At 34.2% G+C, this 26,149-nt stretch carries 21 protein-coding genes; 19 read left to right on the plus strand and 2 right to left on the minus strand.

The genetic code is table 11. The features are described 5' to 3' along the window. Positions 1-74 precede the first annotated feature (74 nt). The 9 genes from VB796_RS15450 (at position 75) to VB796_RS15490 (ending at position 10,754) form a co-directional block, all read left to right on the plus strand. On the plus strand, positions 75-1,409 hold the full coding sequence (locus tag VB796_RS15450; protein ID WP_323347464.1) for an inositol-3-phosphate synthase: 1,335 nt from the start codon (positions 75-77) through the stop codon (positions 1,407-1,409). A 57-nt stretch (positions 1,410-1,466) separates the two neighbouring features. After that, the gene (locus VB796_RS15455; RefSeq protein ID WP_323347465.1) at positions 1,467-1,925 is read left to right on the plus strand and encodes a phosphatidylglycerophosphatase A; all 459 of its coding nucleotides are present in this window, start codon (positions 1,467-1,469) and stop codon (positions 1,923-1,925) included. Between the two features lie 4 nt (positions 1,926-1,929). Next, complete coding sequence (locus tag VB796_RS15460; RefSeq protein WP_323347466.1) at positions 1,930-2,355, plus strand: GtrA family protein; 426 nt, start codon at positions 1,930-1,932, stop codon at positions 2,353-2,355. A gap of 25 nt (positions 2,356-2,380) precedes the next feature. Next, complete coding sequence (locus VB796_RS15465) at positions 2,381-4,924, plus strand: DUF5686 and carboxypeptidase-like regulatory domain-containing protein (protein ID WP_323347467.1); 2,544 nt, start codon at positions 2,381-2,383, stop codon at positions 4,922-4,924. A 19-nt stretch (positions 4,925-4,943) separates the two neighbouring features. Further along, the gene (locus tag VB796_RS15470; RefSeq protein ID WP_323347468.1) at positions 4,944-5,648 is read left to right on the plus strand and encodes a CDP-alcohol phosphatidyltransferase family protein; all 705 of its coding nucleotides are present in this window, start codon (positions 4,944-4,946) and stop codon (positions 5,646-5,648) included. Continuing rightward, positions 5,638-6,171, plus strand: coding sequence for a DUF4833 domain-containing protein (locus tag VB796_RS15475; protein ID WP_323347469.1), 534 nt, complete (start codon positions 5,638-5,640; stop codon positions 6,169-6,171). The genes VB796_RS15470 and VB796_RS15475 overlap by 11 nt, the downstream gene beginning before the upstream one ends. Further along, positions 6,143-7,099 (plus strand): phosphatase PAP2 family protein, encoded by a 957-nt coding sequence (locus VB796_RS15480; protein WP_323347470.1) that lies wholly within the window; start codon positions 6,143-6,145, stop codon positions 7,097-7,099. Before VB796_RS15475 ends, VB796_RS15480 begins: the two co-directional genes overlap by 29 nt. Positions 7,100-7,280: 181 nt before the next feature. Then, a complete protein-coding gene (locus tag VB796_RS15485) occupies positions 7,281-9,620 on the plus strand; it encodes a TonB-dependent receptor (RefSeq protein WP_323347471.1) in 2,340 nt (779 codons plus the stop codon). A 6-nt stretch (positions 9,621-9,626) separates the two neighbouring features. Then, complete coding sequence (locus VB796_RS15490; RefSeq protein ID WP_323347472.1) at positions 9,627-10,754, plus strand: PepSY-associated TM helix domain-containing protein; 1,128 nt, start codon at positions 9,627-9,629, stop codon at positions 10,752-10,754. A 278-nt stretch (positions 10,755-11,032) separates the two neighbouring features. Here VB796_RS15490 and nhaA read toward each other — a convergent pair whose 3' ends face one another. Next, positions 11,033-12,181 carry a Na+/H+ antiporter NhaA gene (gene nhaA / locus VB796_RS15495; protein ID WP_323347473.1) on the minus strand — a complete coding sequence of 383 codons (1,149 nt, stop codon included), beginning with the start codon at positions 12,179-12,181 and terminating at the stop codon, positions 11,033-11,035. Between the two features lie 296 nt (positions 12,182-12,477). On the opposite strand from nhaA, the gene VB796_RS15500 reads away from it, so the two are divergent. Continuing rightward, the gene (locus tag VB796_RS15500; RefSeq protein WP_323347474.1) at positions 12,478-13,323 is read left to right on the plus strand and encodes a DUF1080 domain-containing protein; all 846 of its coding nucleotides are present in this window, start codon (positions 12,478-12,480) and stop codon (positions 13,321-13,323) included. A 76-nt stretch (positions 13,324-13,399) separates the two neighbouring features. Here the strand turns inward: VB796_RS15500 and VB796_RS15505 are convergent, their stop codons facing one another. Next, the gene (locus VB796_RS15505; RefSeq protein ID WP_323347475.1) at positions 13,400-13,777 is read right to left on the minus strand and encodes a helix-turn-helix domain-containing protein; all 378 of its coding nucleotides are present in this window, start codon (positions 13,775-13,777) and stop codon (positions 13,400-13,402) included. Between the two features lie 157 nt (positions 13,778-13,934). Here VB796_RS15505 and VB796_RS15510 point away from each other — a divergent pair, with 157 nt between their 5' ends. From VB796_RS15510 to VB796_RS15550, 9 genes are all read left to right on the plus strand, one after another. Next, a complete protein-coding gene (locus tag VB796_RS15510; protein WP_323347476.1) occupies positions 13,935-14,813 on the plus strand; it encodes an SDR family oxidoreductase in 879 nt (292 codons plus the stop codon). A gap of 125 nt (positions 14,814-14,938) precedes the next feature. Continuing rightward, positions 14,939-15,184, plus strand: coding sequence for a hypothetical protein (locus VB796_RS15515; RefSeq protein ID WP_323347477.1), 246 nt, complete (start codon positions 14,939-14,941; stop codon positions 15,182-15,184). Positions 15,185-16,103: 919 nt separating this feature from the next. Continuing rightward, positions 16,104-17,501 (plus strand): replication initiation protein, encoded by a 1,398-nt coding sequence (locus VB796_RS15520; RefSeq protein WP_323347478.1) that lies wholly within the window; start codon positions 16,104-16,106, stop codon positions 17,499-17,501. Between the two features lie 356 nt (positions 17,502-17,857). Next, complete coding sequence (locus tag VB796_RS15525) at positions 17,858-18,835, plus strand: ParA family protein (protein WP_323347479.1); 978 nt, start codon at positions 17,858-17,860, stop codon at positions 18,833-18,835. Positions 18,836-18,839: 4 nt separating this feature from the next. Further along, on the plus strand, positions 18,840-19,814 hold the full coding sequence (locus tag VB796_RS15530; protein WP_323347480.1) for a hypothetical protein: 975 nt from the start codon (positions 18,840-18,842) through the stop codon (positions 19,812-19,814). Between the two features lie 191 nt (positions 19,815-20,005). Continuing rightward, positions 20,006-20,437: a MarR family transcriptional regulator gene (locus VB796_RS15535; RefSeq protein ID WP_323347481.1), complete on the plus strand. Its 432-nt coding sequence runs from the start codon at positions 20,006-20,008 to the stop codon at positions 20,435-20,437. A gap of 71 nt (positions 20,438-20,508) precedes the next feature. Continuing rightward, positions 20,509-21,840: a TolC family protein gene (locus tag VB796_RS15540; RefSeq protein ID WP_323347482.1), complete on the plus strand. Its 1,332-nt coding sequence runs from the start codon at positions 20,509-20,511 to the stop codon at positions 21,838-21,840. 12 nt (positions 21,841-21,852) lie between these two features. Next, complete coding sequence (locus VB796_RS15545) at positions 21,853-22,902, plus strand: efflux RND transporter periplasmic adaptor subunit (protein ID WP_323347483.1); 1,050 nt, start codon at positions 21,853-21,855, stop codon at positions 22,900-22,902. A gap of 118 nt (positions 22,903-23,020) precedes the next feature. After that, complete coding sequence (locus VB796_RS15550; protein WP_323347484.1) at positions 23,021-26,119, plus strand: efflux RND transporter permease subunit; 3,099 nt, start codon at positions 23,021-23,023, stop codon at positions 26,117-26,119. Positions 26,120-26,149 lie beyond the last annotated feature (30 nt).

A 26,149-nucleotide genomic window follows, 5' to 3' on the forward strand; every position in this document is an offset into this window, starting at 1 on the left:
CAGAGGTAAAATTTTAGAGACATTTAGGCCAATATGATTTTTAAGATTATCGCTGTAATTAACTCAAACTTAGAATGAAGGAGATTTTTGTTCAACCAGCAAAAGGTAAATTAGGTATTTTAATGCCAGGAATGGGAGCTGTGGCGACAACATTTGTTGCAGGAGTTTTGGCAAGTCGCAAGGGACTTTCTCAGCCAACGGGTTCACTAACACAAACTGCCAATATTCGTATTGGGAAACGTACTGAAAATAGAAATCCCAAAATTAAAGATTTTGTGCCATTAGCTAATTTAAACGATTTAGTTTTTGGAGGTTGGGACGTGTACGGAGATAATATGTACTTTGCCGCAATGAATGCAGGGGTTTTGGAAAAGGGATTAATCGACCAAGTTCGTGATGAACTTGAACAAATTAAACCAATGAAAGCCGTTTTTGACAAAAGATATGTAAGAAACTTAGACGGTGACCACGTGAAAACGGGTGCAACAAAACAAGATTTGGTAAATGCTTTGTTGGAAGATATTGATAATTTCAAAATTGAAAACGACTGCGACCGTTTAGTAATGATTTGGTGTGGTTCTACCGAAATTTACCACGAAGCCAAAGAAGTTCATGCTTCTTTAGCCAATTTTGAGGCAGGTTTATTGAATAACGACCCAGACATTGCTCCGTCAATGATGTATGCTTATGCTGCCTTGAAAGCAAATGTTCCGTTTGCGATGGGTGCACCAAATTTATGTTTAGATATTCCTGCTTTGGAAGAATTAGCAAAATTGACAGGTACACCAATGGCAGGAAAGGATTTCAAAACTGGACAAACCTTGATGAAAACGATTGTTGCTCCAGGACTCAGAGCCAGAGCATTAGGTGTAAGAGGCTGGTTTTCAACAAATATCTTAGGAAATAGAGATGGTTTAGTGTTAGATGCTCCTGAGAATTTCAAAACGAAAGAGGTTTCAAAAGGGAATGTTTTAGATGGGATTTTAGATGCAGAAATCAATCCAGAATTATATGGTGATATTCACCACAAAGTAAGAATTGAATATTATCCACCACTTGGCGACAACAAAGAAGGTTGGGATAACATTGATATTTTTGGATGGATGGGTTATCAAATGCAGATTAAGATAAACTTCCTGTGTCGTGATTCTATTTTGGCAGCTCCTATCGTTTTAGATTTAGCATTATTCCTTGACCTTGCCAAAAGAGCAAACATGACAGGTATCCAAGAATGGCTATCATTCTATTGGAAAGCTCCACAAACATTACCAGAATTAGAACCTATCCACGATTTATTTAAGCAATTGGAGAAATTGGAAAATACGCTTCGTTATTTGATGGGTGAAGAACTTATCACAAATCTTGGTCTTGATTATTACCAAGATGAAGAAGTGGAAGTAACAATTTAAGCAATTGGTTAGCAAGAAGGCTCTCGACCCAAATTGAAGAGCCTTCTTTTATAAAATATGCTGTATTTACATAAAGCTATCGCTTCCGTTTTGGGAATAGGTTTTATTCCAAAAGGCTCAGGAACATTTGGTGCATTGTTGGCTTGTGGAATCATTGCTATCATCGCAAAATTTACACAAGATGTTCATTATCAATGGGTTTTGGTTTTATTAACCCTAATTTCAACATTTGTTGGCAGGTGGTCGTCGGGCGTTATGGAACATCATTGGGGTGAAGATGCTTCCAAAATTGTTATTGACGAAGTGGCTGGAATGTTTTTGACGGTATGTTTTGTGGCATTTTCTTGGCAAAATTTAGCCATAGGATTTCTTCTTTTTCGAGTATTTGACATCTTTAAACCTTTCAATATCAGATACTTTGAAAAATATCCGAATGGTTGGGGTGTAATGTTGGACGATATAGCCGCTGGAGTTTGGGCAAACGGATGTTTACAAATTATCATCTTTTTCCCTTAAAATCATGTCCGATTTCCTCCGACCTTTTTTGCGATTTGTACCAGTTTCTGGACTGGCAACATTGATTGATTTTGGCACTTCCTATTGGGTATTACAATCATTAGGATTTTCTTATGCTTTGGCAACGGTAACAGGTAATATCATCGGAGGAGTTGCGGGATTTATATTATCCAGAAATTGGGTTTTCAAAGAATCAAAATCTCAAAATCAGTCCTACCAATTCATCAAATATGGGCTTGTTTCGGTGGGAAATTCGCTGATGAATACTTCGGGAGTTTGGATACTGAGTAAAATGATAACGCTGGATTACCTAATTATCAGGACATTGGTGGGAACATTTGTTTTCGTCGTATACAGCTATGGGTTAAACCGATGGTTTGTATTCAATACAAAAAATCATGAAAAAATATCTATACAAAATAATAACTAACTGCTTCCCCAAAAACAATATTTTAATGATAATGCTATTAACTTTTAGTAGCATAGTATCTGTTGTGGGACAAACAAAAATTAAAGGAAAAATCATTGATAGCAAAACCAATGAAGCCATTCCGTTTGTCAATATCGTAGTTTTAGGCACAAAACAAGGTGTGCAAACCGATATTAACGGAAATTACACATTTGAAATTCAAGATAAATCAGCGAGCAAAATACAGTTTTCGTCGGTTGGATACCAAACTGAAATCAAAAATTTCAAAAAAGAATTAAGCCAAACTATTTCCTTCAAAATGATTCCACAATCTAAAAATTTAGGGGAAATTGTGGTGAAAGCTAAAAAAGATAAGTACCGAAATAAAGATAATCCTGCGGTTGTATTGATTAAAAAAGTAATTGCTCATCGAGACGAAAACCGTAAAGAAGGTTTTGATTTTTACCAGTATGAGAAGTACGAAAAAATTCAACTCAATCTGAATAATATTGACGACAACTACAAAAACAAAAAGGCATTCAAAAACTTTCAATTCATTTTTGATAACCTCGATACCTCAAAAACCACAGGCAATGTTTCTTTACCTCTATATCTAAAAGAAACTGTTGCCGACGTTTTTTTTAGAAAAAACCCAAAAGAAGAAAAAGCATATATTAAAGGCGAAAAGAAAATTGGCTTAGACCAATACATTGACAATAATGGTATCTCAACCTATATCAATCGGTTATATGAAGATATTAATATTTATGAAAGCAATATTAGCATCTTGACGAACCAATTTATTAGCCCAATTTCTAATTTATCGCCAACGTTTTACCGTTTTGTCATTTTGGACACACTTCAATTTCAAAATATGAAATGTGTCAATTTAGGATTTTCGCCAAGAAATCCTGCTGACTTTGCATTTGTGGGCAATATGTACATTTCTTTAGATTCAAATTTTTCAGTACGCAAAGTAAAATTGGGCGTTCCGAGAAGTATAAATCTAAATTTTGTCAACGAATTATTAGTTGAACAGGAGTTTACGGTATTGGGAAACAATAAATTAATGCTCTCAAAAGATGAAGTATCCATAGATTTTGGATTTAGTCAAAAGGAAAACAAAAGGGGTATTTTAGGGAAAAGAACCGTTTCGTATCGAAATTACATTATTAATCAACCCATTGACAATAAGACATTTACACCCATTCAGCGAAATGTCTTAATGTCAAATGCTTTAGATAAAGATGAATCTTTTTGGGTTTCTGCCCGACACGAAGGACTAAGTTCTGTCGAAAAAGGCATTTACAAAATGGCGGATAGTATTCAGCAAGTACCTGCTTTCAAAAGATTCATGACCGTAGCGGGATTGGTATTATTTGGGTATAAGGATTTTGGCGATTTTGAAATTGGACCCGCCAATACCTTTTACAGTTTTAACCCCGTTGAAGGATTACGACTACGTTTGGGAGGTCGAACAATGGCAAAACTGAACCCAAAATTGTACGTAGAAACTTACGCTGCTTATGGATTTAAAGATGAAAGATGGAAAGGATATTTAGGAGTAACGTACAATTTGGGCAATAACTCAATTTATGATTTTCCGAATAATTTTTTACGAGTTTCCTACCAAGATGAAGTGAGAATTCCAGGGCAGGAACTACAATTTATCCAAGAAGATAATATTCTTTTATCCTTCAAAAGAGGGGTAAATGATAAAATGACCTACAATAAAATTTTCCGTTTGGATTATCGTCATGAATCACGAAATGGCATTAGCTATGAATTAGGTTACAAAAATTTGATACAGGAAGCGGCTGGTTCGCTCAAATTTGAAAGATATTCTCGTGCCGAAGCAACCGAAGGTTCTTTGTATCAAGAGAAAGATTTAACCACGTCCGAACTTTCGGTCAATTTACGATTTGCTCCAAACGAACAGTTTTATCAAGGAAAAAATTATAGAATACCCATCATTAATAAATATCCGATTTTTCAATTGAGATATACCGTTGGCATCAATAATTTACTGCATGGCGATTATAATTATCATAATTTGACATTTAGAGTAAATAAAAGATTCTTTACTTCGCCAATTGGTTACACCGATGTAACCGCCGAAGCTGGGAAAGTTTTTGGAACAGTTCCTTTTCCATTATTGATGATTCACCGTGCCAATCAGTCGTATTCGTATCAGTTGGAATCATACAACTTAATGAATTTTCTCGAATTTGCTTCCGATAAATACGCTGCCATTTTCATTGACCATTATTTTAATGGATTCATTTTCAACAAGATACCATTAATCAAAAAGTTGAAATTGCGAGAAGTCATCACTTTCAAAGGACTTTGGGGTGGTATTAGTAGCAAGAATTTACCAGAAAATAATTACAGTTTATATCGCTTTCCAGAAGCTCAAGACGGAACACCCCTCACCTATTCATTGGCTGATGGTGCTTACATGGAGGCGAGTGTTGGAATTTCAAATATTTTCAAAATTTTTAGAATAGACTTAGTAAAAAGACTTTCGTATTTAGACAATCCCAATGTATCAGAATACGGAATTCGTGGAAGATTTAAGTTTGATTTTTAACTTTTAAAACCTTAAAATCATGTACGCATTAAAAAATACGGGACAACAATTTATATATCAAATCATTAATCCTTTTATAAAACTTTTAATTACGCTAAAAATTACGCCCAATATGATTACAACGATTGGTTTGGGCTTAAATATCATTGCCGCAGGAATATTTGTTTATGCTGCCGAAGCATCCGTGCGTGGCGATATGACCTATATTGGCTGGGGCGGAGCAATGATTTTATTTGCAGGAGTTTTTGATATGATTGACGGACGTTTAGCTCGATTAAGCAATATGTCCACCAAATTTGGAGCATTTTACGACTCCGTTTTAGACCGTTATAGTGAAATGTTTATGTTCTTGGGAATCTGTTATTACCTAATTGCTCAAGATTATTTATTCAGTTCGTTCTTTGCTTTTTTAGCCTTAATTGGCTCATCTATGGTAAGTTACACCCGTGCCAGAGCCGAAGGTTTAGGCATAAAATGTGATATTGGTTGGATGCAACGCCCCGAAAGAATTGTCATTATTGGTGGTTCAGCCCTTTTATGCGGTTTACTTTCACCCGTTTTGGGAGCAGACTTTAAAATTGAAGGAATTGAGCCAAATATTCCTTGGTTTGAAACCATTTCAATTTTTACGATTCCATTGGCAATTGTTTCGATTCTCTCAAATTACACGGCTCTTCAACGGATTGAACATACTCAAAAAGCATTGAATAATCATGAAAAATAGATTTATAGCATGGATTATTCTATTGCTAACGAGCCTTGAATCATTTGGTTTTTCTCCGACAAACTATCCTAAAGTACCCGATTCTCCGCTCCGATTATTTTATATTCAGCGGAGTGCCAACACCAATACGATAGTTTATGATGCCAATTTGATGGCGAATGGAAGTTTTAATTATGAAAATCCAATCAACGTATATTGGTTGCGTTATCAAGAATCTGGTCAGAAAAAAGAGCTTACTTGGATACAGAATTTATTAGCTTACGGCATCAGTACCAAAGAAACAGCCTATAAAAACGATTTTGAAGCATGGATTGTCTCTTACAAAAAGAAAAAACTTAGAGTCAGTTTAGACAAAAACAAAAAACCTTTTGCTCAGATAGAAATCAATCATAAACTCGCCAAATTAGACCACGTTTTTGTTAAAACCGAAGGCAGTAATATTCGTCCGAAGGTAATTTACGTAGAAGTTTTTGGAAAAGATTTAACCACAGGAGATGATATTTACGAGAAAATCAAGCCCTAATATTTTTTGGGCAATTGCTGAAAAAGATAATTTTGTAAGATTTACAAAATCAAATGGTTCAATGAGTTTAGCATTAACGATACTCTATTTTTCGTGGTTTAATCTTGTCATTCCATTCCGCCCCGAACATTTGATTTTGTATATTTTAGTGCTTATGCTTTATTATTTCAATGGTTACACTCGCAGTTTTTTGAAAGCAATGTTGCCCTTCATTATTTTTTGGATAATCTATGATTCTATGCGGGTCATTCCAAATTATGAAGTAAATAAAGTACACATCAAAGAACCTTATTTATTAGACAAAGCCCTATTTGGTGTTTTTGATAACGGTCAATTACTTACGCTAAACGAGTTTTTGTCTAAATACCATACCACTTTTTTAGATGTTTTGTCAGGCTTATTTTACATCAATTGGGTACCGATTCCGTTATTTTTTGGGGCGTATCTATTTTTCAATGATAAGCACTTAATTTACAGTTTTTCGTACAGTTTTCTATTAGTCAACTTGATTGGCTTTGTGGTATATTATGCTTACCCCGCCGCACCGCCTTGGTATGTAGCCGAATATGGTTTTGTGGAACACTTCGATATTATGGGAAATGTGGGTAATCTAAAGCACTTTGATGAGATAATGGGTACACCGATTTTTAAAGGTTTGTACGAAAAAAATGCTAACGTTTTTGCCGCCATGCCCTCACTACATTCTGCTTATCCATTGATTGTTTTGTATTTTTCAATTAAGAAGAAAATGGGCTACATTACCATATTCTTTACTATTTTTTGTTTGGGAATTTGGGGTTCTGCTATCTATTCAAATCATCATTATGTGATTGATGTTTTGGCAGGAATTCTTTGTGCCATCTTCGGATTAACGTTTTTTGAAGTATTCGTTAAACGTCCAATTATGAAATTCATCGTGCCTTTGTGAGCTATTTTTAATTAAGTGAATTTGTAATACTCTCGCTCGTTTTATTAATTATACAATAAAAAACAGGATTATTTAGAATAAATCTAAATAATCCTGTTTTTTATTTGGAATAAGTCTAAATAAATTTAAACTTTGCAGTCATAAATTTTAAAAGACAATTTTTTCATCTAACAGAAAAATAATGAACAGAGCGATTTTTACAGGAATACTGTTTTTAATGAGTTGGGCAGTGTTTGCTCAAAATGCTACTTTAAAAGGTAAAGTGGTAACATCTGATGGCAAACCTGCTGAATTTGTAAGTGTAATCTTGAAAGGCACAAATAAAGGTACAGTAGCAGATATTGAAGGAAATTATCAACTAACCAACATAAAATCAGGAACATATACAATTCAAGTGAGTTTTGTAGGTTTAAAGTCTGAATCCAAAAAGGTTACTATCAAAGGTGCTGAAAGCCAAAACGTTGATTTTACTTTGGAAGCAAATGCTACACAATTACAAGAAGTTTTGGTTTCGAGTAATCCAAGTAAATACGTAACGGACTATCCTTCTATTTCTCTTCGTTTAAAAACCCCACTTTTAGAAATTCCACAGAATATTCAAGTAGTGACTGCTCAAGCGTTGAAAGACCAACAGATTTTTGATATGTCGGAAGGCGTTACTCGTAATGTAAGTGGTGCTTCACGATCTGAACACTGGGAAACTTATGCGAGAATTGTCATGCGTGGTTCAAGAATTGCGGCTTTCAGAAACGGAATGAACGTAACGGAGGTTTGGGGACCACTCACGGAAGATATGAGTATGGTTGAACGCATTGAAATTGTAAAAGGTCCAGCAGGATTTATGCTTGCCAGTGGCGAACCAAGTGGTTTTTATAACGTTGTTACCAAGAAACCAACTGGAATTACAAAGGCCGAAATCGGAATGACGGTTGGCAGTTTTGGCACATATCGAAGTACCGCAGATTTTGACGGAAAATTAAGTAAAGATGGAAAAATTCTGTATCGCCTCAATGTTATGGGACAAATGAAAGGTACTCATCGTGATTTTGAGTACAATAACCGAGTTTCGGTTGCTCCAGTCGTAAAGTTCCAGATTAATCCTAATACTTCATTAACAGCGGAATATACTTATCAAGGAGTAGAAATGTCTCCAATTGGCTCTGCTTATGCGTTTTCAGCAAAAGGTATCAGCGATTTACCGTATAATTTCACGATGTTGGAAGCTAATCTGAAACCAACAACCATTAAAGACCAATCGTTATTTGTGACGCTTTCACATACCATTAACGCCAACTGGAAATTTACAGGTCAATTAGCTTATTTAAACTATGACCAAGTGGGGCAAAGCCTTTGGGCATCAGGTTTCAGTGGAGATACGTTAAAAAGAACTACTTCGATTTGGGATATTTTAGGACAAACCAAAGTAGGACAATTTTTTGTAAACGGTGATGTAGCAACAGGAAATTTAAAACATCGTATTTTGGTAGGGCTTGACATGGGTAATAAAGACTATTACCATGACTGGAATCAAGGTGGAATTATTGGCGACTTAAATGTTTACAAACCTGTGTATGGACAAGTTTCAGCCAGTAAATATCCAGTTTTTGACCGTAGTTTAGATATTCGTGAGCGTGGAATTCATTATAATAATAGTTATACAGCTCTTTATGCACAGGACGAAATTAGACTTTTAAACGATAAATTACGCTTTACATTGGCAGGACGTTTTACAACTACCAACGATGCTGACCCATATTCAGGGACGGTTAAAGCGGAGAAATTTACGCCAAGAATTGGTTTGAGTTATTCTGTAGATAAAAATACCAGTGTGTATGCCGTGTATGACGAAGCATTTATTCCACAAGCGGGCGGAACTTTTGAAGGGAAGAAATTTGACCCAATTATTGGTGATAACAAAGAAATTGGTATCAAAAGAGAATGGTTGAATGGACGTTGGAATGCTTCAGTTTCGGCATATCAAATCACAAAAAATAATGTTTTAACAGAAGACCCAAATCACCAATATTTTTCAATCCAATTAGGACAAACCCAAACACAAGGGATTGAATTTGACCTTCGTGGACAAATTCTGAATGGCTTAGATTTAACCATGAATTATGCCATTACCGATGCTAAAGTAACCAAAGATACTGACGGTTCGCAGGTAAGCAGACAAGTATCAGGAACGGATAAATACATATTTAATACTTGGTTGAAATACCGTTTCCAATCAGGAAAATTAGAAGGTTTGGGATTATCATTTGGTGTTCAACATAGTGCAGGAAGAAGTAACTGGTACGGTGCTTATGACAAAACTGTTGACGCAACTATGCCAAACTATACTCGTTTCGACGGAGCAGTTTCTTATCAATTTGGTAAGTTTGGCGTTGCATTAAATGTTAATAATCTATTCAATACGTATTTAATCACAGGTGGTTCTTATTACACTTGGAGCAAATATTATTATTCGCAAATCGAGGCTATGCGTAATGCTCGTTTGAGTATTAACTATAAGTTTTAATTGATAATGACTTTCAAAAAAATAACCCATCAATTACACCTCTGGCTCGGACTTTCGTCTGGGCTGGTGGTGTTTATTGTCAGCATCACAGGATGTTTATATGCTTTCAAAACAGAAATTGAAGCCCTGACAGAACCATATTTATTTGCTGAAACACAAGCAAAAACCATATTACCTCCATCAGTTTTTGAAAAGGGTGCTAAGAAAATCTTTCCCAAAAAACATTTACACGCCATTAATTATGCAGGAAAAGGACAAAGTGTAGAAGCGATTTTTTACGGTATAGAGCCAGAATATTATGATATTATCTATTTTAATCCCTACTCGGCTGAGGTATTAAAAGTCAAAGATATGGATACTGATTTTTTCAGAATTATCCTTATGGGACATTATTATTTATGGCTTCCTGCCAACATTGGTCAACCAATTGTAGCATCAGCCACATTGATTTTTGTGATATTATTAATTTCTGGAATTATTCTTTGGTGGCCTAAAAATAAAGCCGCTGCCAAACAACGCTTTCAGTTTAAATGGAAAACAAACACCCAATGGAAACGCAAGAACTATGATTTACATAATGTTTTGGGATTTTATGCTTCGTGGGTGGTATTAATTATCGCCTTAACTGGATTAGTTTGGGGATTTGAATGGTTTGCCAATTCTGTCTATTGGCGTTTAGGTGGCGAAAAATCGACTGTATTTGCCGAAGCACTTTCTGATACTACTTTTAAAAAATCAGAGAGTAGAAATACGCCTAATATTGATATTCTATGGAAAAAAATTAGTTTAGAACAACCTAATATTAATGCAATTGAAGTGCATATTCCAGATTCAGATAGTTCCTCTATTGCCATTAATACCAATACTGAAGTTGGTACAACATGGAAAATTGATTATCGCTATTTTGACCAATATTCACTAAAAGAGTTATCCGTCAATCATCTTTATGGCAGATTGAAGGACGCAAAATTTGCTGATAAAGCCATCAGAATGAATTATGATGTTCACATAGGAGCAATATTTGGATTTGCGGGAAAATTATTAGCTTTTTTTGTCAGTTTAATTTCCGCAAGTTTACCAATTACAGGCGTTTATATTTGGTGGGGAAGGCGAAATAAGCAAAAAATAGGATAGTTTTTCGGCTCAATTTTAAGTGATTATGTATGCGGAAATATTTTCCGCATACATAATCTTTCGGAACTATCTACAATTTGTCGCAGAATAAAATTAGCCCACAGATTGTACTGATTCAACGGATTTACACGGATAAATTTAAAGAAAAATCAGTGTAAATCTGTTTTATCTGTTCTATCAGTGGGCTAATTTTGTCTTGCGACAAATAGTAGATAATTCCGTAATATTTTAAGCTACTATCACTCAAACTTTACATTCCCGATTTATACTCAATCATTTTAAAGTCTTTTTAAAGTAGGTTTTAAAGCGAACGAAAGAACGACAAAACCAACAATTGCTCCCATTACCGAAGCTACCAAAATGACAATTTTCGCATTGTTTTGCAGTTCAAAGCCCTCAAAAGCAAGTAAAGTAATAAAGATTGACATCGTAAATCCAATGCCTCCCAAACACCCCGCTCCTATTATCATCTTCCAATTTAAGTCGTTGGGAAGTTTACAAATTCTCAATTTTACGGCTATAAATACCAAAGCGACAATTCCTAAAGGTTTCCCCAAAACAAGTCCTAACAAAATACCTAAACCATAACTTTCTGTAACAATATCCTGAAAACTTGTACTGACTGCAATAGCGGTGTTTGCCAAAGCAAATAAAGGTAGAATGATAAATGCGACAGGTTTGTGGAGAAAGTGTTGTAAAATATATGAACTTGATTTTTCGTCACCATTTCCAAAGGGAACAGCAAATGCTAACAGAACACCCGTAATGGTGGCATGAACGCCAGAATAAAGCATAAAATACCACATTGTCACTCCACCAATTAGATATGGTATCAAATTTCTAACTTTCAATCTATTCAAAATAATTAGCAATATAAACACCGCTGCTGCTACCAAAAGATTCATCCATACAATTGTTTTTGTATAGAAAATAGCGATTACCAAAATTGCACCCAAATCATCAATGACAGCTAAGGCGGTTAAAAAAACCTTTAATGATGTCGGTACTCTATTCCCTAATAAAGACAGCACACCCAAAGCAAATGCAATATCTGTCGCCATTGGAATGCCAGCTCCCGACTGCGTATTTGTACCATAATTAATGTATAAATAAATCATCGCAGGAATCATCATTCCGCCTATTGCTCCAAAAATCGGCAAAAGGGCATCTTTTATCTTAGAAAGTTCTCCAATATAAATTTCACGTTCTAATTCCAGTCCAATCAGTAAAAAGAAAATGGTCATTAGTCCATCATTTATCCAGTATTCAATACTTTGATTTCCCAAAGACGAATGCCAAAAATGTGCGTATTCGTTACCATAAAATGTATTGGCAATAATCATTGAAACTACCGTACAAGCAATAAGTGTTAATCCTCCTGCTTTCTCACTCTCCGAAAAATCTTTAAATAATTTTGTTACTTTCATTACACATCATTGTTAAATTTCCATATTCTCACCTATTTTATAATTTAAAGCAGCTATCAATTAGCTGGCAAAGATACTTATTATACCTTTAAGAAACTTTTACGGAAGTCTAACAATCATCTTCCCTCCTATTCTAAACGATTAAATTACAAGCAAATTAGGACAACAAAACTGCAAAAATTTACTATCATTGTAGTGCAACGAAAAGCTGTATTTTCGTCTATTTCTTATATATTTTTACCATCAAAACGTTCACAACGTTTGAATGCTTTACAATTTTCATAACGCAATTAATCATGAAAAAAATCTTATTTTTCTTTTTTATTACCCTCAATATCAACGCCCAGGGCAAATTATCCAACAAAGATTGGAAACCTTTATTTAATGGAAAAAACCTCGATGGTTGGGATATTAAAATACGTGGATATGACTTAAATGATAATTTTGGGAAAACTTTTAGCGTAAAAGACCAGAAAATCGTCGTGAATTATGATGCCTACGACAATTTTAATTTCAGATACGGACATTTATTCTACAAAAATTCATACTCATATTACAGAATTGCCCTCGATTATCGTTTTGTGGGAGAACAAGCAAAAGGTGGCGAAGATTGGGCTTGGAGAAATAGTGGCATCATGATTCATGGGCAACCTGCCAAAACAATGGGGAAAGACCAAGATTTTCCTATTTCAATAGAGGTGCAATTGTTGGGCGGGAAAAATGACCAAAAACCTCGCACAACTTGTAATTTATGTACACCTGGTACGAATGTGACTTATGAAAATAAATTTGACACCAGACATTGTATTAACTCAAACTCAAAAACTTACGATGGTGACCAGTGGGTTCATGCGGAAATAGAGGTTTTGGGTGATTCATTGATTCGTCATTACATCAATGGAGAATTAGTAATAACTTATACAAAACCTGTCATTGGTGGTGGAGTTGTCAATGGCTTTGACCCAGCTATGAAACCCGATGGACAAGCGTTAACTTCTGGTACTATTTCTTTACAAAGCGAAAGTCATCCTGTGGAATTTAAAGGCGTTAAACTTTTAAATTTGAAAGGTTGTATGAATAAAAAAGCAAAAAACTACAAAAATTACTTCGTGAAAGAGGACAATAGCACTTGTAAATTTTAAAAACAAAAAAGCCATTTCACAAAACGAAATGGCTTTTTTTGTAGTCTTCCCTCCTACCCAAACTAAGTATATAGTTTTAAGCACCCACCAAAAACTTCTCTCTCGATGCTTGAATCTCCTTGATATTTACGTTTGCCCAAGCTGCCAAACTATTAATATAAGGAACTAAACTTCTTCCCAAATCTGTAATTTCATATTCAACTCTTGGCGGTACTTCTGGATAAACGGTGCGTTTCACTAAACCGTCTGCTTCTAAACTTCGAAGTGTGACGGTTAACATTTTTTGAGAAATATCTTGAATTTCTTTATTCAACTCATTGAATCTCATTCGTTCTCTTTCTCCCAAAATCATGATGACAAGGATTGACCATTTGTCTCCAAATCTATCTAAAACATTTCGAACAGGGCAATTTTTTGCATTCCAATCATTTTTTTTAAAAATATTTTCTTTCATAACAACTTGATTTTTAACATTAGTTACCCAAAAGTAAGTTTAACACTTTCAAGTGCCTTCTTGATTATTGATTTAAACTTTTAGAATATTTGCATACTAAAAGTAAGTAACTAACTTTTAGTATGCAACAAAATTCAACAATTTAAATTTTATAAAGATGAATAAGATATTAGTAACAGGTGTAACAGGACAATTAGGAAAAGCCGTAATCGACCTTTTAATCAATAAAGTAAGTGTATCTGACATTGCCGTTTTGGTTAGAGATGCCTCAAAAGTTGAAAACCTTAAAGCTCAGGGCGTAGAAATTCGTGTCGGAGATTTTAATGATGAAACTTCATTAGTTTCGGGATTTAAAGGAATTGATAAATTATATTTTGTGTCGAGCAATGATATTTCTAATCGTCTTCAACAACATCAAAATGTAGTGAATGCTGCAAAAACCGCAGGGGTAAAACACGTAATTTATACCAGTTTTCAACGGAAAAATGAATCAGCCGATTCTCCAATTGCTGCCATTGCTGAATCTCATTTAAAAACGGAACAATGGTTAAAAGAATCTGGTATTGCTTATACGTTTCTACAAAATAGCATTTACACCGATATAGTTCCAATGTTTTTGGGAGAACAAGTTTTAGAAAATGGAACGATATTTTTCCCTGCTGGCGATGGAAAAGTTTCTTTTGCTCTTCGTCAGGACATGGCTGAGGCTTCTGTGGCTATTCTCACAACTGAAGGGCATGAGAATAAAATTTATGATTTCAACAGTGACCAAATTATCACTTTTCAAGAAATTGCAGATATTTTAGGAGAAATTGCTGGAAAAACGATTGCTTACGTCTCTCCTACTCAGGAAATTTATATAGAAACACTTTCTTCGGCTGGCGTTCCAATGGAATATGTGGGGATGTTTGCAGGATTTGCAGAGGCTTTCAAACAAAATGAGTTTGATAAAACCAGTAATACGCTCGAAACTTTGACTGGAAAAAAACCTGTTGCTGTTGCCGACTTTTTAAAACAAGTTTACGCTGCTAAATAATTCAATTTTTAGACTTAAACAATTCACTCTACAAAAATTGTAGAGTGAATTTTACTTTTGCACAGGTTCAATATTTTGAGTTATGAAGGTTTAATTGTAAATTTAATTCGATAAATAATTAAGTATTGTCCAAAATATTTCCAAATATAAGCCTACAAACTTACTACGATAACCGTCGTAAAAAGATTCGTGTCCGTCCTACTGAAGGTCAAGCGGTTCCTCAGTTGTGTGTAAGTTGTTCTAAAGCTCAGCGTCAGCAAATGACACTTGGAACAGTTTTCAGAATTGATGTCAGACTTATTGAATCTGATAAACGGAAACCTTATCTAAAAGCTCAAACTAAAATATTAGGTCAATTGAGTTTATTCTAAACTTCCTTGTTTTATTTTCCAGCAATTTTATCGAACGTGTATTATACCAAATTTACCGCCTTTTTTTTGGTAAAAATGTTATAGTTCTCTCCTACCCGTTCATAATTTTCCAGTTTTCAGACACATATATTAGAAATAAACCATTTCAAGTTCTAATAATTATATTCGTTTTCTAAAACACTCAAACTTTACTCTTCAATAATTGTGGTACAATCTTATTTTTACCTATTTAATGGCTTTTTGAGCATCCTAACTATTAATTTTTAGGTTTTTCCTGCTTGGAAAAATAAAATTCAAGCCTCTATCCATAAGTATTAAGGATGATGTTATATTCCAAAAGCTCACAATGATACTTTGATAAGTATTAAAGATTCAAAATTGTATCAAACACACTTGCTCATTAAAATATTTTTGTTAAATTTGATACAAATAAGAATCATTACTCGATAAATCTATTTAAACTTTGTTAATTATAACAAAATTACCAAAAACTATTCTTTCAAGTTTTTGAACTATAACAAAAATACACAGACTAAATTTTGGTAAATATGTTATACTTCAACGGGATTTGCTTTTACAGGTAATCATTCTTTTTTCAAAAGAGTATCCTGAGAATCTTTTATCCTTTTTCAAAAAAGAAAAATAATAAAATAACATCATCTCAAGACCTATTTTAAATTTTGTGTTTGTTGTTTTCTTTTTAATTTTTGTTTAATGTATTTTCGGACGTTGTAACGCTTTAATAATCAGTTACTTACAAGCCTAAATATAACAGATTTACCTGTTAATATAACAAAATTACCACGAGATATAACAAAATTACCGAAGTATTATAACAGAATTACCAAAATATGACCTATTTTAACCTGAATTATAACAAAAATCCCAAGTTCCATTTCTTGTTATCCTATGCAACAATATGAAAAAACTTAAAAAAGATAAATTAGATAATAATCAACCTATAAAAAAAGACACTGATGTAGTTAAACTTATCAGAAAAGCCAATCGTTTGGTCGAAGGTAAATATCGTTTTGATATTTGGGAAATGCGAGTATTTACAAAAATGCTCATGAAAATTCATCGAGATGATGAAGATTTTAAAGTATATCGAATTTACCTACATGAAGTAATTCAAGATTTTGAATTGCAAGAAGACGGACATTCATACAAGTTTTTGAAACAAGGTGCTGAGCGATTAGGCAGACGTGAAATTCGGGTTTTGATGGATACTCCCGATGGTAAAATGGAGCTTTTTACGCACATAGCCACTGGTGTAAAAAGTTTTGTGGAAGAAAAAACGGCGAAGTATTTAGATATTTCTTTTCATCCAGACATGAAGCCCTACTTACTTCAACTTCAAAGCCAGTTTTTGATGTACGATGTACGTAATATTCTGAAACTTCAAAGTTCGTTTTCAATACGGATTTATGAACTTTTGAAGCAATATGAAACCATCGGCAAACGAACGCTGAAAGTTCAAGAGTTAAAAGAAATGTTAGATGTGGTTGATAAATATCCACTTTACGGAAATTTCAAGCAAAGAGTTATCGTAAAAGCTCAAGAAGATTTAGAAAAATATACGGATATAAAATTTACGTTTGATGAAGTAAAATCTGGAAGAGCCGTGACAGGTTTGGTATTTTGGATAATTCCTAATCGTGAAAAGCAAGATTCTGGAAATTTGTTATACTTACCAGAAGTAGCCACATCAATTGTAGAAGATACTGACCCTGAGATTTCCCAACTTCTTACTTTATCCCAAAGATGGGAAGGTGTTTCAAAAAGTGTATTGGAACAATGGCGAAATACTTATGGATTTGAAAAAGTATTAGCACAAATTACTAAAACTAATAAGCAGATTAGTGATGGAAAAAAGATTCATAACCCAATCGGATTTGTGGTTTGGTCTTTGCAAAACCCAGAAATTACGGGTATTGTAGCTGAGCCTGCTATAAAAACTGAACCAGCTATTAAGAGTGAACCCAAATTTTCGTCAAAACAAATCAACTTTTATTGGAATGGCGAATTTGCAAATTGGTTTGTGAACTATCTCCAAAACTTAGCCATTAATTGCGATAAAGTGATTTACCACCAAAAAGTTGATGAATTAAGAGCAACTTATTCTGAAAAGTTGTTTAATAATTTGTTCATGTTTACTGATGGTTCCGTCAATGAAGAGTCATTGAATAGTTCGGTAGGCATCAAACTTTTGGAAACTGAACAGAAAGCGAAAGAATCAATTTTTCAAGAATGGTTTTGGAATAAATTTCAAATTCGGATTATGCAACAACGAAGTGGCGATTGGATAACTATCTAAACTTCCAAAAGTTCAATGTGATACTTTGGAAAACGCAAAATCCAAAAGCTCATTGTGATACTTTGGAAATCCAAAATCCAAAAGCTCATTGTGATACTTTGGGAAATCCAAAAACCAAAAGCTCATTGTGATACTTTGGGAAATCCAAAAACCAAAAGCTCATTGTGATACTTTGGAAAACGCAAAATTCAAAAGCTCATTGTGATACTTTGGGAAATCCAAAATCCAAAAGCTCATTGTGATACTTTGGAAAATCCAAAATCCAAAAGCTCATTGTGATACTTTGGAAATAGGCGAAGAAGTAAGCATAACAACACAAAATATAAATTTTAACATCTGTATTTACCTGAAAATTAATGAAGACTAATCTTACATTAGAAAAAATTACCAATTTTTTACGTCACAATCCTTCTTTGAACGTGAATGGAGTAAATGATGAAGCTGGACTTCCGAAGCGGAAATTAGACTTAGTTTTCAATTCAAATGGTTCTCGAAAATTGAGCGAAGAAGATTTATTGAAACTCGAACCGATTTTAAAAAAATATGGTTACAATGAGTTTTTGTATCAACACGCCCGTGTTATTTCAGTGGTAAATCATAAAGGAGGCGTTGGGAAAACAACCACTACCGCTTGTTTGGGAGAAACTTTAGTGTCAAAAGGCTTTAAAGTTCTCTTGATTGATTTTGACCCGCAAGGCAATTTATCCCAAATTTTAGGAGTTGAAAGTCCAGAAGTTCAAGTAGCAGATTGTTTGTTTTCAGATTTAGAATTACCCGTTATTGAAATTCTTCACAATCTTTGGTTAGCTCCGTCTGATATTTCTTTGGCAGAAACAGAAGTTGATTTATTGTCAAAAGTTGGTGGGGATGTTCGTTTGAAACATAAAATTGAGCCACTTTTAGAAGCTTATGACTATATTTTGATTGACTGTCCACCGAGTTTGAGCAAATTGACGGTTTCAGCCTTGAATGCTTCAAATTCAACGCTCATTACCATGCTTCCAGAATCGTCGTCATTGAAAGGGCTAAATTCATTATTGAATAGAATCAGTGAAGTGAAAAGACACACCAATCGTGATTTGATGTTAGATGGAATTGTGTTTACGATGGTCAAGAAAAATACCGTTCACGATGGTTTTAAAGATGCCGTAAGAAGTAGCATCGGGAATGACTTTAGAGTATTTGATACCGAAATTAGACATTTAATTGACTTCCAAAAGTCACAAGCATTACAAGCAACTTTAGGAACTTTAAGTAGTAATTCAGAAGCGTACAAATGTTACAAAGATTTTTGTGATGAATACATAGAATATTTACAAGTGGTTAATAAATAGGAAAATGAAAGGGATAGATTTCAAGAAACAATTAGCCGTAAATACTGCTAATACGCTAAAAAATAACAAATTAATTAGTTCTGAAAATGTAAAAAACAACCTTACGATATTACCAGAACTCAAAAGTTTTATTCCACCATTGAATGATGACGAATATCGCTCATTGGAAGAAAGTATTATTTTGAGTGGTTGTCGCACGCCGATTTTAGTATGGGATACAACTAAAGGAATAGTTTACAAAGATGTTGAGAATCCAACTGAACCAGTTTTCGTACTTTTTGATGGACACCACCGTTATGAAATTTGCAAACGAAATAACGTTGATTTTCAGATTGATTTAATGACTTTTCAATCAATAGAAGAAGTAAAAACATTCATGATTGATTTTCAGATTGGTCGTAGAAATATGACTTCTGAGCAAATATCCTATTTCAGAGGATTGAAATATCAAAGACTAAAAACAGGGCAGGGTGGTTTGAGAACAGGAAAAACTATCGAAGAAAGTGGATTAGAAAATACTGCTCAAAAATTAGCCGAAGAATTTAACGTCAGTCCAGCCACGATAAAGCGAGATGCCGTTTTTGCGGAAGGATTAGAAAAAATGTCTCCTGTACTAAAAGCTCAGGTATTGACAGGAAAAGCTAAAATTGATAAAAAAGCGATTCAAAAATTAGCAAAAAGTACACCCGAAAGCCCAATTACAAGTATTGAAGAATTGTATTTATTGACAGACGGAATTGCGGAAACAAAAAAGAACGAACAGAGTGATTATGCCAAAAGAATCAGAGAAAGCATCAAAAATGCCGATGATTCAGAATTAACGATAAGCGTAAAAGGCAGTTTTTTGGTAAAAAATGGTCTGGGGTCAATTTGGAAAACACTCAGAAACTTACCAGAAGCAACGGTTATTGACCTTAATTATTCGGATACTATTTCAATTTCTGAAGCCGCAACTTTTGGAATAATAGGAGGGGAGTAAATCGAAAATATCTCAGAAACTATATTATTAGTTTTCAGAAATTCAAAAAGTGTAATATGTTTCAGTTGAAAAATTCTGAAAATATATTACACTTTTTTTGTATTTAATAAAATTAGTTGTAATTTTGAATCGTTGATTATGTTAACTATATTTTATATCAACAATTTTAATAGTCAACGATTGATATTGACATGGAAATAAAAACAAATTCATTACAATTCTTATTTGGAAGTACCATTAGAGCATTGTTTAAGCAATCAGGGAAAGAGTTTGAAAGTCAAGGATTAAACCTGTCGCCTGAGCAACATTATTTACTCAAAATTTTAACTTCTCAAGAAGAATCCATACAATCAGATTTAGCAGAAATAATGCAAAAAGATAAATCTGCCATTATGCGTCATGTGGACCAATTAGAGAAATCAGGTTATGTCGTTCGAGTAAATGATGCCGTTGACCGTCGTAAAAAACATATCGTTATTACAGAAGTTGGAACTGAAGTCCTTAAAAAGTGTGAAACAGTGATTACCAATTTAATGGTTAAAAATTTACAAGGAATTTCAGACGATGAACTGGCAACTTTTAAAAAAGTATTAAGTAAAATGAAAGAAAACGCTGAAGGGTAGTTTTTTTTGAATTAATAGTTGATTCAATCAACTATGGCAATTGTCAATAATATTATAATCAACTATAATTTATGAAAAAGAATAAAATTATCTTTTATCTGATATTATTCGTTTTTGGCTTTGATATTCACGGTCAACAAACCATATCGCTAAAAGAATGTGTAGATTATGCACTCAAAAATCATCTGAGCCATTCTTTGTACGATAATGAAATTGCTTCAGCCAAACAAAAATCAACCGAAGCTTTGGCAGGATATTTACCGCAGGTAGCCACCAATATTACGTTTGATGACAACCTAAAAAGACAAGTTTCGGTCATTCCAGCAGGAGCGTTTAGTCCAAATGAAATACGTGTTCAGTTTGGTAATCAGTACAATACCAATGTTGTTGCCCAAGTTGACCAAGTGATTTACGACAAGTCGATGTTGGTAGGAATTAAAGCAGCGGAACCCAATAATCAATTATCCCTCCTGAAAAAAGAGCAAAATCAAGATGTGGTAATTTATAATACCGTAAATGCTTATTTTCAAGTTTTAGTGTATTTGGAACAAGAAAAAATTATCCTTGAAAATGAAAAAAAATACCGTGACTTATTGGGCATTTTGAAATTAAGATTGGAAAAAGGAGTTATCAAAAAAACGGATGTTGACCGCACACAGTCAAGTTTAAATAATATTATTTCTCAAAAATCTATTTTACAAACCAACAAGCAAGTTGCCTTGAATCGTTTGAAAAATGCGATGGGAATGCCTTTAAACGAAGAAATCGTGATTATTCCAATGACCAATTATGAGTCGTTTGTGAACATTCCACAAGAATCAGTTTTTGAAGCTGGTAATATTTTAGACCATAAAATTCAGCGTAATAATATTTTACTACAAGAATTTGACGTAAAACGTAAACAAGCATCTTTTATGCCTACGGTGTCGATGTATGCCCGTTATGGGGTAATGAGTTTTGGTAATGATTTGGGGGCTGCCTTTTCAAATTGGGTTGATTTTTCAACGATAGGTTTAAAAGCAAATATTCCAATCTTTAGTGGTTATCGTAAAAATAGTCAGTTAAAACAATCAGAATTGAGTTTACTAAGTGCCAAAACGAATCTGAAATTAACCGATAATAATTTGAATTTAGCCTTTAGAAACTCGAATGCTCAATTGCAAAAATCACAATCGGATTTAGGGATTAATCGTGAAAATTTAAGTTTTGCCAAAGAGGTTTTCGAGAGTAGCACTTTTGAATATCAAAAAGGCGTTTCAACGCTTTCAGACCTACTTAATGCGGATTATTCCTATAAAGAAGCACAAAGTAATTATATCACCTCTTTGATAAATGTATTGAGTTCAACGCTCGAATTTGAAAAATCAAAAGGGAATTTAAAAAGCTATATCAGTCAATTTTAATCATTTATAACAATGAAAAAGTCATTCATCATATTATTATCAGTTCTTGCAGTGGTCGGTTTTATTGGATTTACCCTTGCAAAAAACAAGAAAAAAATTGAGGCAAATAAAGTAGTGGTTGACCGTTCGATTATTCCAGTGGCGGTATCAACCGTTAAAGCAGAATATCAGCTTTTTGACGGAAAAGTATCATTGCCTGCCAATTTGGAACTGAACAACGAAGCTACAATTGCCATCGGAATTCAAGGTAAAATTGAAAAACTTGGAATTGAAGTTGGCTCAAGGGTTGCTAAAGGTCAAGTTATTGGGCATTTAGATTCAAGATTGAAACTTATTAATCTAAAAGCCAATGAGTTAACGCTATCTAAATTAGAAAAAGATTTACAAAGAAACACCGAATTATTTAAAGGAAATGCAGGTACAGAATTGAGCGTAACTAATTCAAAATACGATGTAGAAAATACTCGAATTCAGATTGAACAAGTAAAACAACAAATTACAGACGGAAATATTATCTCGCCAATTAGTGGAATTGTTACTTCTCGAAAATTGATGGCAGGAGAATTTGCAAGCCCAGGAACTGTCATTGCTACCGTTGTGGACGATGTACATTTAAAAGCGGTAGTTTTTGTAAACGAAAAAAACGTATATCAATTAAAGTTAGGGCAGATGGCTACGATATTTTCGGATGTTTTTCCGAGTAAAAACTTTGTAGGTCATGTAAAATTTATCTCACCAAAAGGTGACGAAAACCACAACTATCGTGTTGAATTACAATTAAATACCAATCAATTAAGAGCAGGAACGTATGTAATGGTTGGCTTTGATTTGGGTAAAAAGACGAGTGTTTTGCAAATTCCTAAATTGGCTTTGGTTGAAGGAACAAAAAATCCTTATGTGTATGTGGTTCAGGATAATGTAGCGACAATTCAAAAATTAACGATTGGGCGTGAAATTGGAGAAAATATCGAAGTAATTTCTGGTTTGCAAGCAGGACAAGAAGTGGTGACGAGCGGACAAATTAACTTGACAAACGGAAGTAAAATTAGTAAAACGAAATAGTTATTAGTTACTGGAAATTGGTTTTACAAGAGTGAAAAAATGTTTTCATTACCCAGTAGATTAATCAGTTAACAGTACAAATCAACCAGTAACTAATCACCAATTAACCAATATCATTATGTCAATTACCGAAATATCTATAAAACGACCATTACTGATTTCAGTAATTTTCGTGACGCTGATTTTATTTGGTTTTGTGAGTTATAAACAATTGAATTATAACCTTTTACCAAAATTTGAAGCCAATGTTATCATCGTTCAAACTACTTATCGTGGTGCGTCTTCCGATGAAATTCAAAATACCATTACCAAACCCATTGAAGAAGCCATTTCTGCGATTGAAGGGATTGATAAAATTTCGTCATCTTCATCAGAAGGACTTTCGTTGGTAACGGTGCAATTAAAATCGGGTATCAATACGCTTGATGCCCAAAGAGATGCCGAAAGAAAAATTAATCAGATAAAATCAACCTTGCCAGATGATGCCAACGATCCTGTTGTGAATCGTTTTAATACTGATGAGATTCCTGTATTGAGAATTAGTGCTTCGGCAAATATGTCTGAACCAGCATTATACGACCTTATTGAGCAGAAAATCAAACCTGTTTTGTCGAACGTAGCAGGTGTTGGTACTGTTCGTTTGATTGGTGGAAATGAGCGAGAAATTCAAGTTGATTTAGACAATGACAAATTGCAGGCTTATAATATTTCGTCGGCACAGGTAAATCAAACGATTGCAAATAGTAATAGTTCGTATCCTGCGGGAAGTGTTTTGAGTAATAATAGTAGAACGTCAATTCGTTTAGATGCGAAATTAGTAAAGGTTGAAGAACTTAGACATTTGATTATTCGTCAAAATGCTGATGGAAGTCGAGTTTTATTAAAAGACCTTGCCATTATTACCGATGGACAAACCGAGACAAAAACGCTTAACCGCAATAATGGAAAAGCAGGAATCGGGATTGAAATTGTAAAACAAGCAGATGCCAATGCAGTGAATGTAAGTAAGTCGGTAAAAGAAAAATTGAAGCAAATTCAAATTGCGTACGCTTCTAAAAACTTCTCTTATGACATTGCCGCCGACCAATCAATTTATACTTTGGCTTCAGCAGATGCCGTAATGCACGATTTATTCTTGGCAATTATCATTGTGGGAGCAGTAATGTTATTTTTCTTACACAGTTTTAGAAGTTCGTTGTTTGTTTTGGTCGCTATTCCATCGGCAATGATTCCCACATTTATATTAATGTATATTTTTGGTTTTTCACTCAATTTGATGACATTGATGGGGCTTTCCTTAGTCGTTGGTATTTTGGTGGATGATAGTATTGTGGTTTTAGAAAATATCTACCGTTACCTTGAAATGGGAAAAAGTAAAGTAGAAGCAGCTATTGAAGGTCGCCAAGAAATTGGATTTACTGCCATTGCCATTACTTTAGTTGACGTGGTGGTATTCTTACCATTGTCAATGAGTGGTGGATTAATTGGAAATATTTTACGGGAGTTTTCATTAGTTGTGGTATTCTCAACTTTAATGAGTTTGTTTGTTTCATTTACTTTGACTCCACTCTTAGCTTCAAGATGGGGGAAAATTGAAATTTTGAGCGAATCAAGCCTTTGGGGAAGAATAAATTTGGCATTTGAAAGATTTTTGAATAAGGTCAAAGAAGAATATGGTAAACTCTTAACATGGTCACTTGGGCATAAAAGATGGGTTTTAATTGCCATAATTGCCATGTTTATTGGGTCGGTTTCTTTGTTGGCAACTGGGTTTGTTGGTTCATCATTTGCAGGTTCGGGCGACCGTGGCGAGTTTGCCATTCAGCTTGAAATGGCACCTCAAACGCCTTTGTCGCAAACTAATTTGATAACCAAACAAGTTGAACAGATTTTATTGCAAAAACCAGAAGTTTCAAAGGTTTTTGCCAATGTAGGAACTCAAACAGGTGCAGCAGGAACAGGAAGTTCGAATTCAAATATCTCAGAAATTTCGGTAACATTGGTGGAAAAAGAACACCGTAAAGTTTCAACAGATGCTTTCAGTACAGCCATAAGAGACGAAATAAATCATATTTCAGGGGTAAAAGTTGTGATTCGACCAGTTTCATTGACGGGTGGGAGTGAAGCTCCAATTCAAATTGCGGTAAAAGGGGTTGATATGTCGGTCATTCAAGAAGTGGCGAATCAAATTAAAGCAATTGTTAGAAAAACACCAGGAACGGATTACGTTGAGTTTAGTACAAAAAGTTTAAAGACCGAAATTGCCATTCAGCTCGACCGTGATAAAATTGGTAATGCAGGTTTGAGTATTCCAGAAGTAGGAGGAGCGATACAGTTGGCGTTTAGAGGAAACGACCAATCGAAATTCAAACAAGCAGGGGAGGAGTATCCTATTAATATTTCGTTGGAAAAATCTGATAAGCGTTCTATTGAAAGCGTTCGTGAATTAACCCTGCGTAATAGTCGTGGAGCAATTATAAAATTGAAAGATGTCGCAAACGTCTCGGAAATTGTTGGTCAAGCAGTTTTGGAACGTTCTGACAGAATGAACTCAATTAAAGTAACGGCTTCGGCGGTTGGTCGCCCAACAGGAACAATCGTAGCTGATATACAGAAAGAAATTGCTAAACTCAAAATTCCAGAAGGAGTAGTCATTGATTATCAAGGAGAAGCACAACGCCAAAAAGATGCTTTCGGAAGTTTAGGATTAGCCATGTTATTAGGTATTTTATTGGTTTATCTCATCATGGTGGCACTTTACGAAAGCGTTGTTTACCCATTTGTGGTACTTTTCTCAATTCCTGTTGCCTTAATTGGGGCGTTGTTAGCATTGGCTTTAACAATGGAATCATTAACGATTTTCGCTATCGTTGGTTTGATTATGTTGTTGGGTTTGGTAGCCAAAAATGGTATTTTAATTGTTGACTTTACCAACCATTTAAAAGAACAAGGTTTGTCTGTAAAAGAAGCATTAATTGAAGCAGGGAAAGAACGTTTACGTCCAATTTTGATGACAACCATCGCCATGATAACAGGTATGTTGCCAATTGCTTTAGCTACGGGTTCGGGTGCGGAAGTAAAAAATGGGATGGCATGGGTTATTATTGGTGGTTTGACAAGTTCAATGTTTTTAACCCTACTTTTGGTGCCATGTATGTATTATATTATTGAGTCTGCTAAAAATCGAGTTGCCAAATTCAGACAAAAAGCCGCTTAATTCTATATTCAGAGCTGTTTTGCTTATTCA

The sequence above is a fragment of the Arcicella sp. LKC2W genome, assembly GCF_034931005.1.
Classification (GTDB): Bacteria; Bacteroidota; Bacteroidia; order Cytophagales; family Spirosomataceae; genus Arcicella.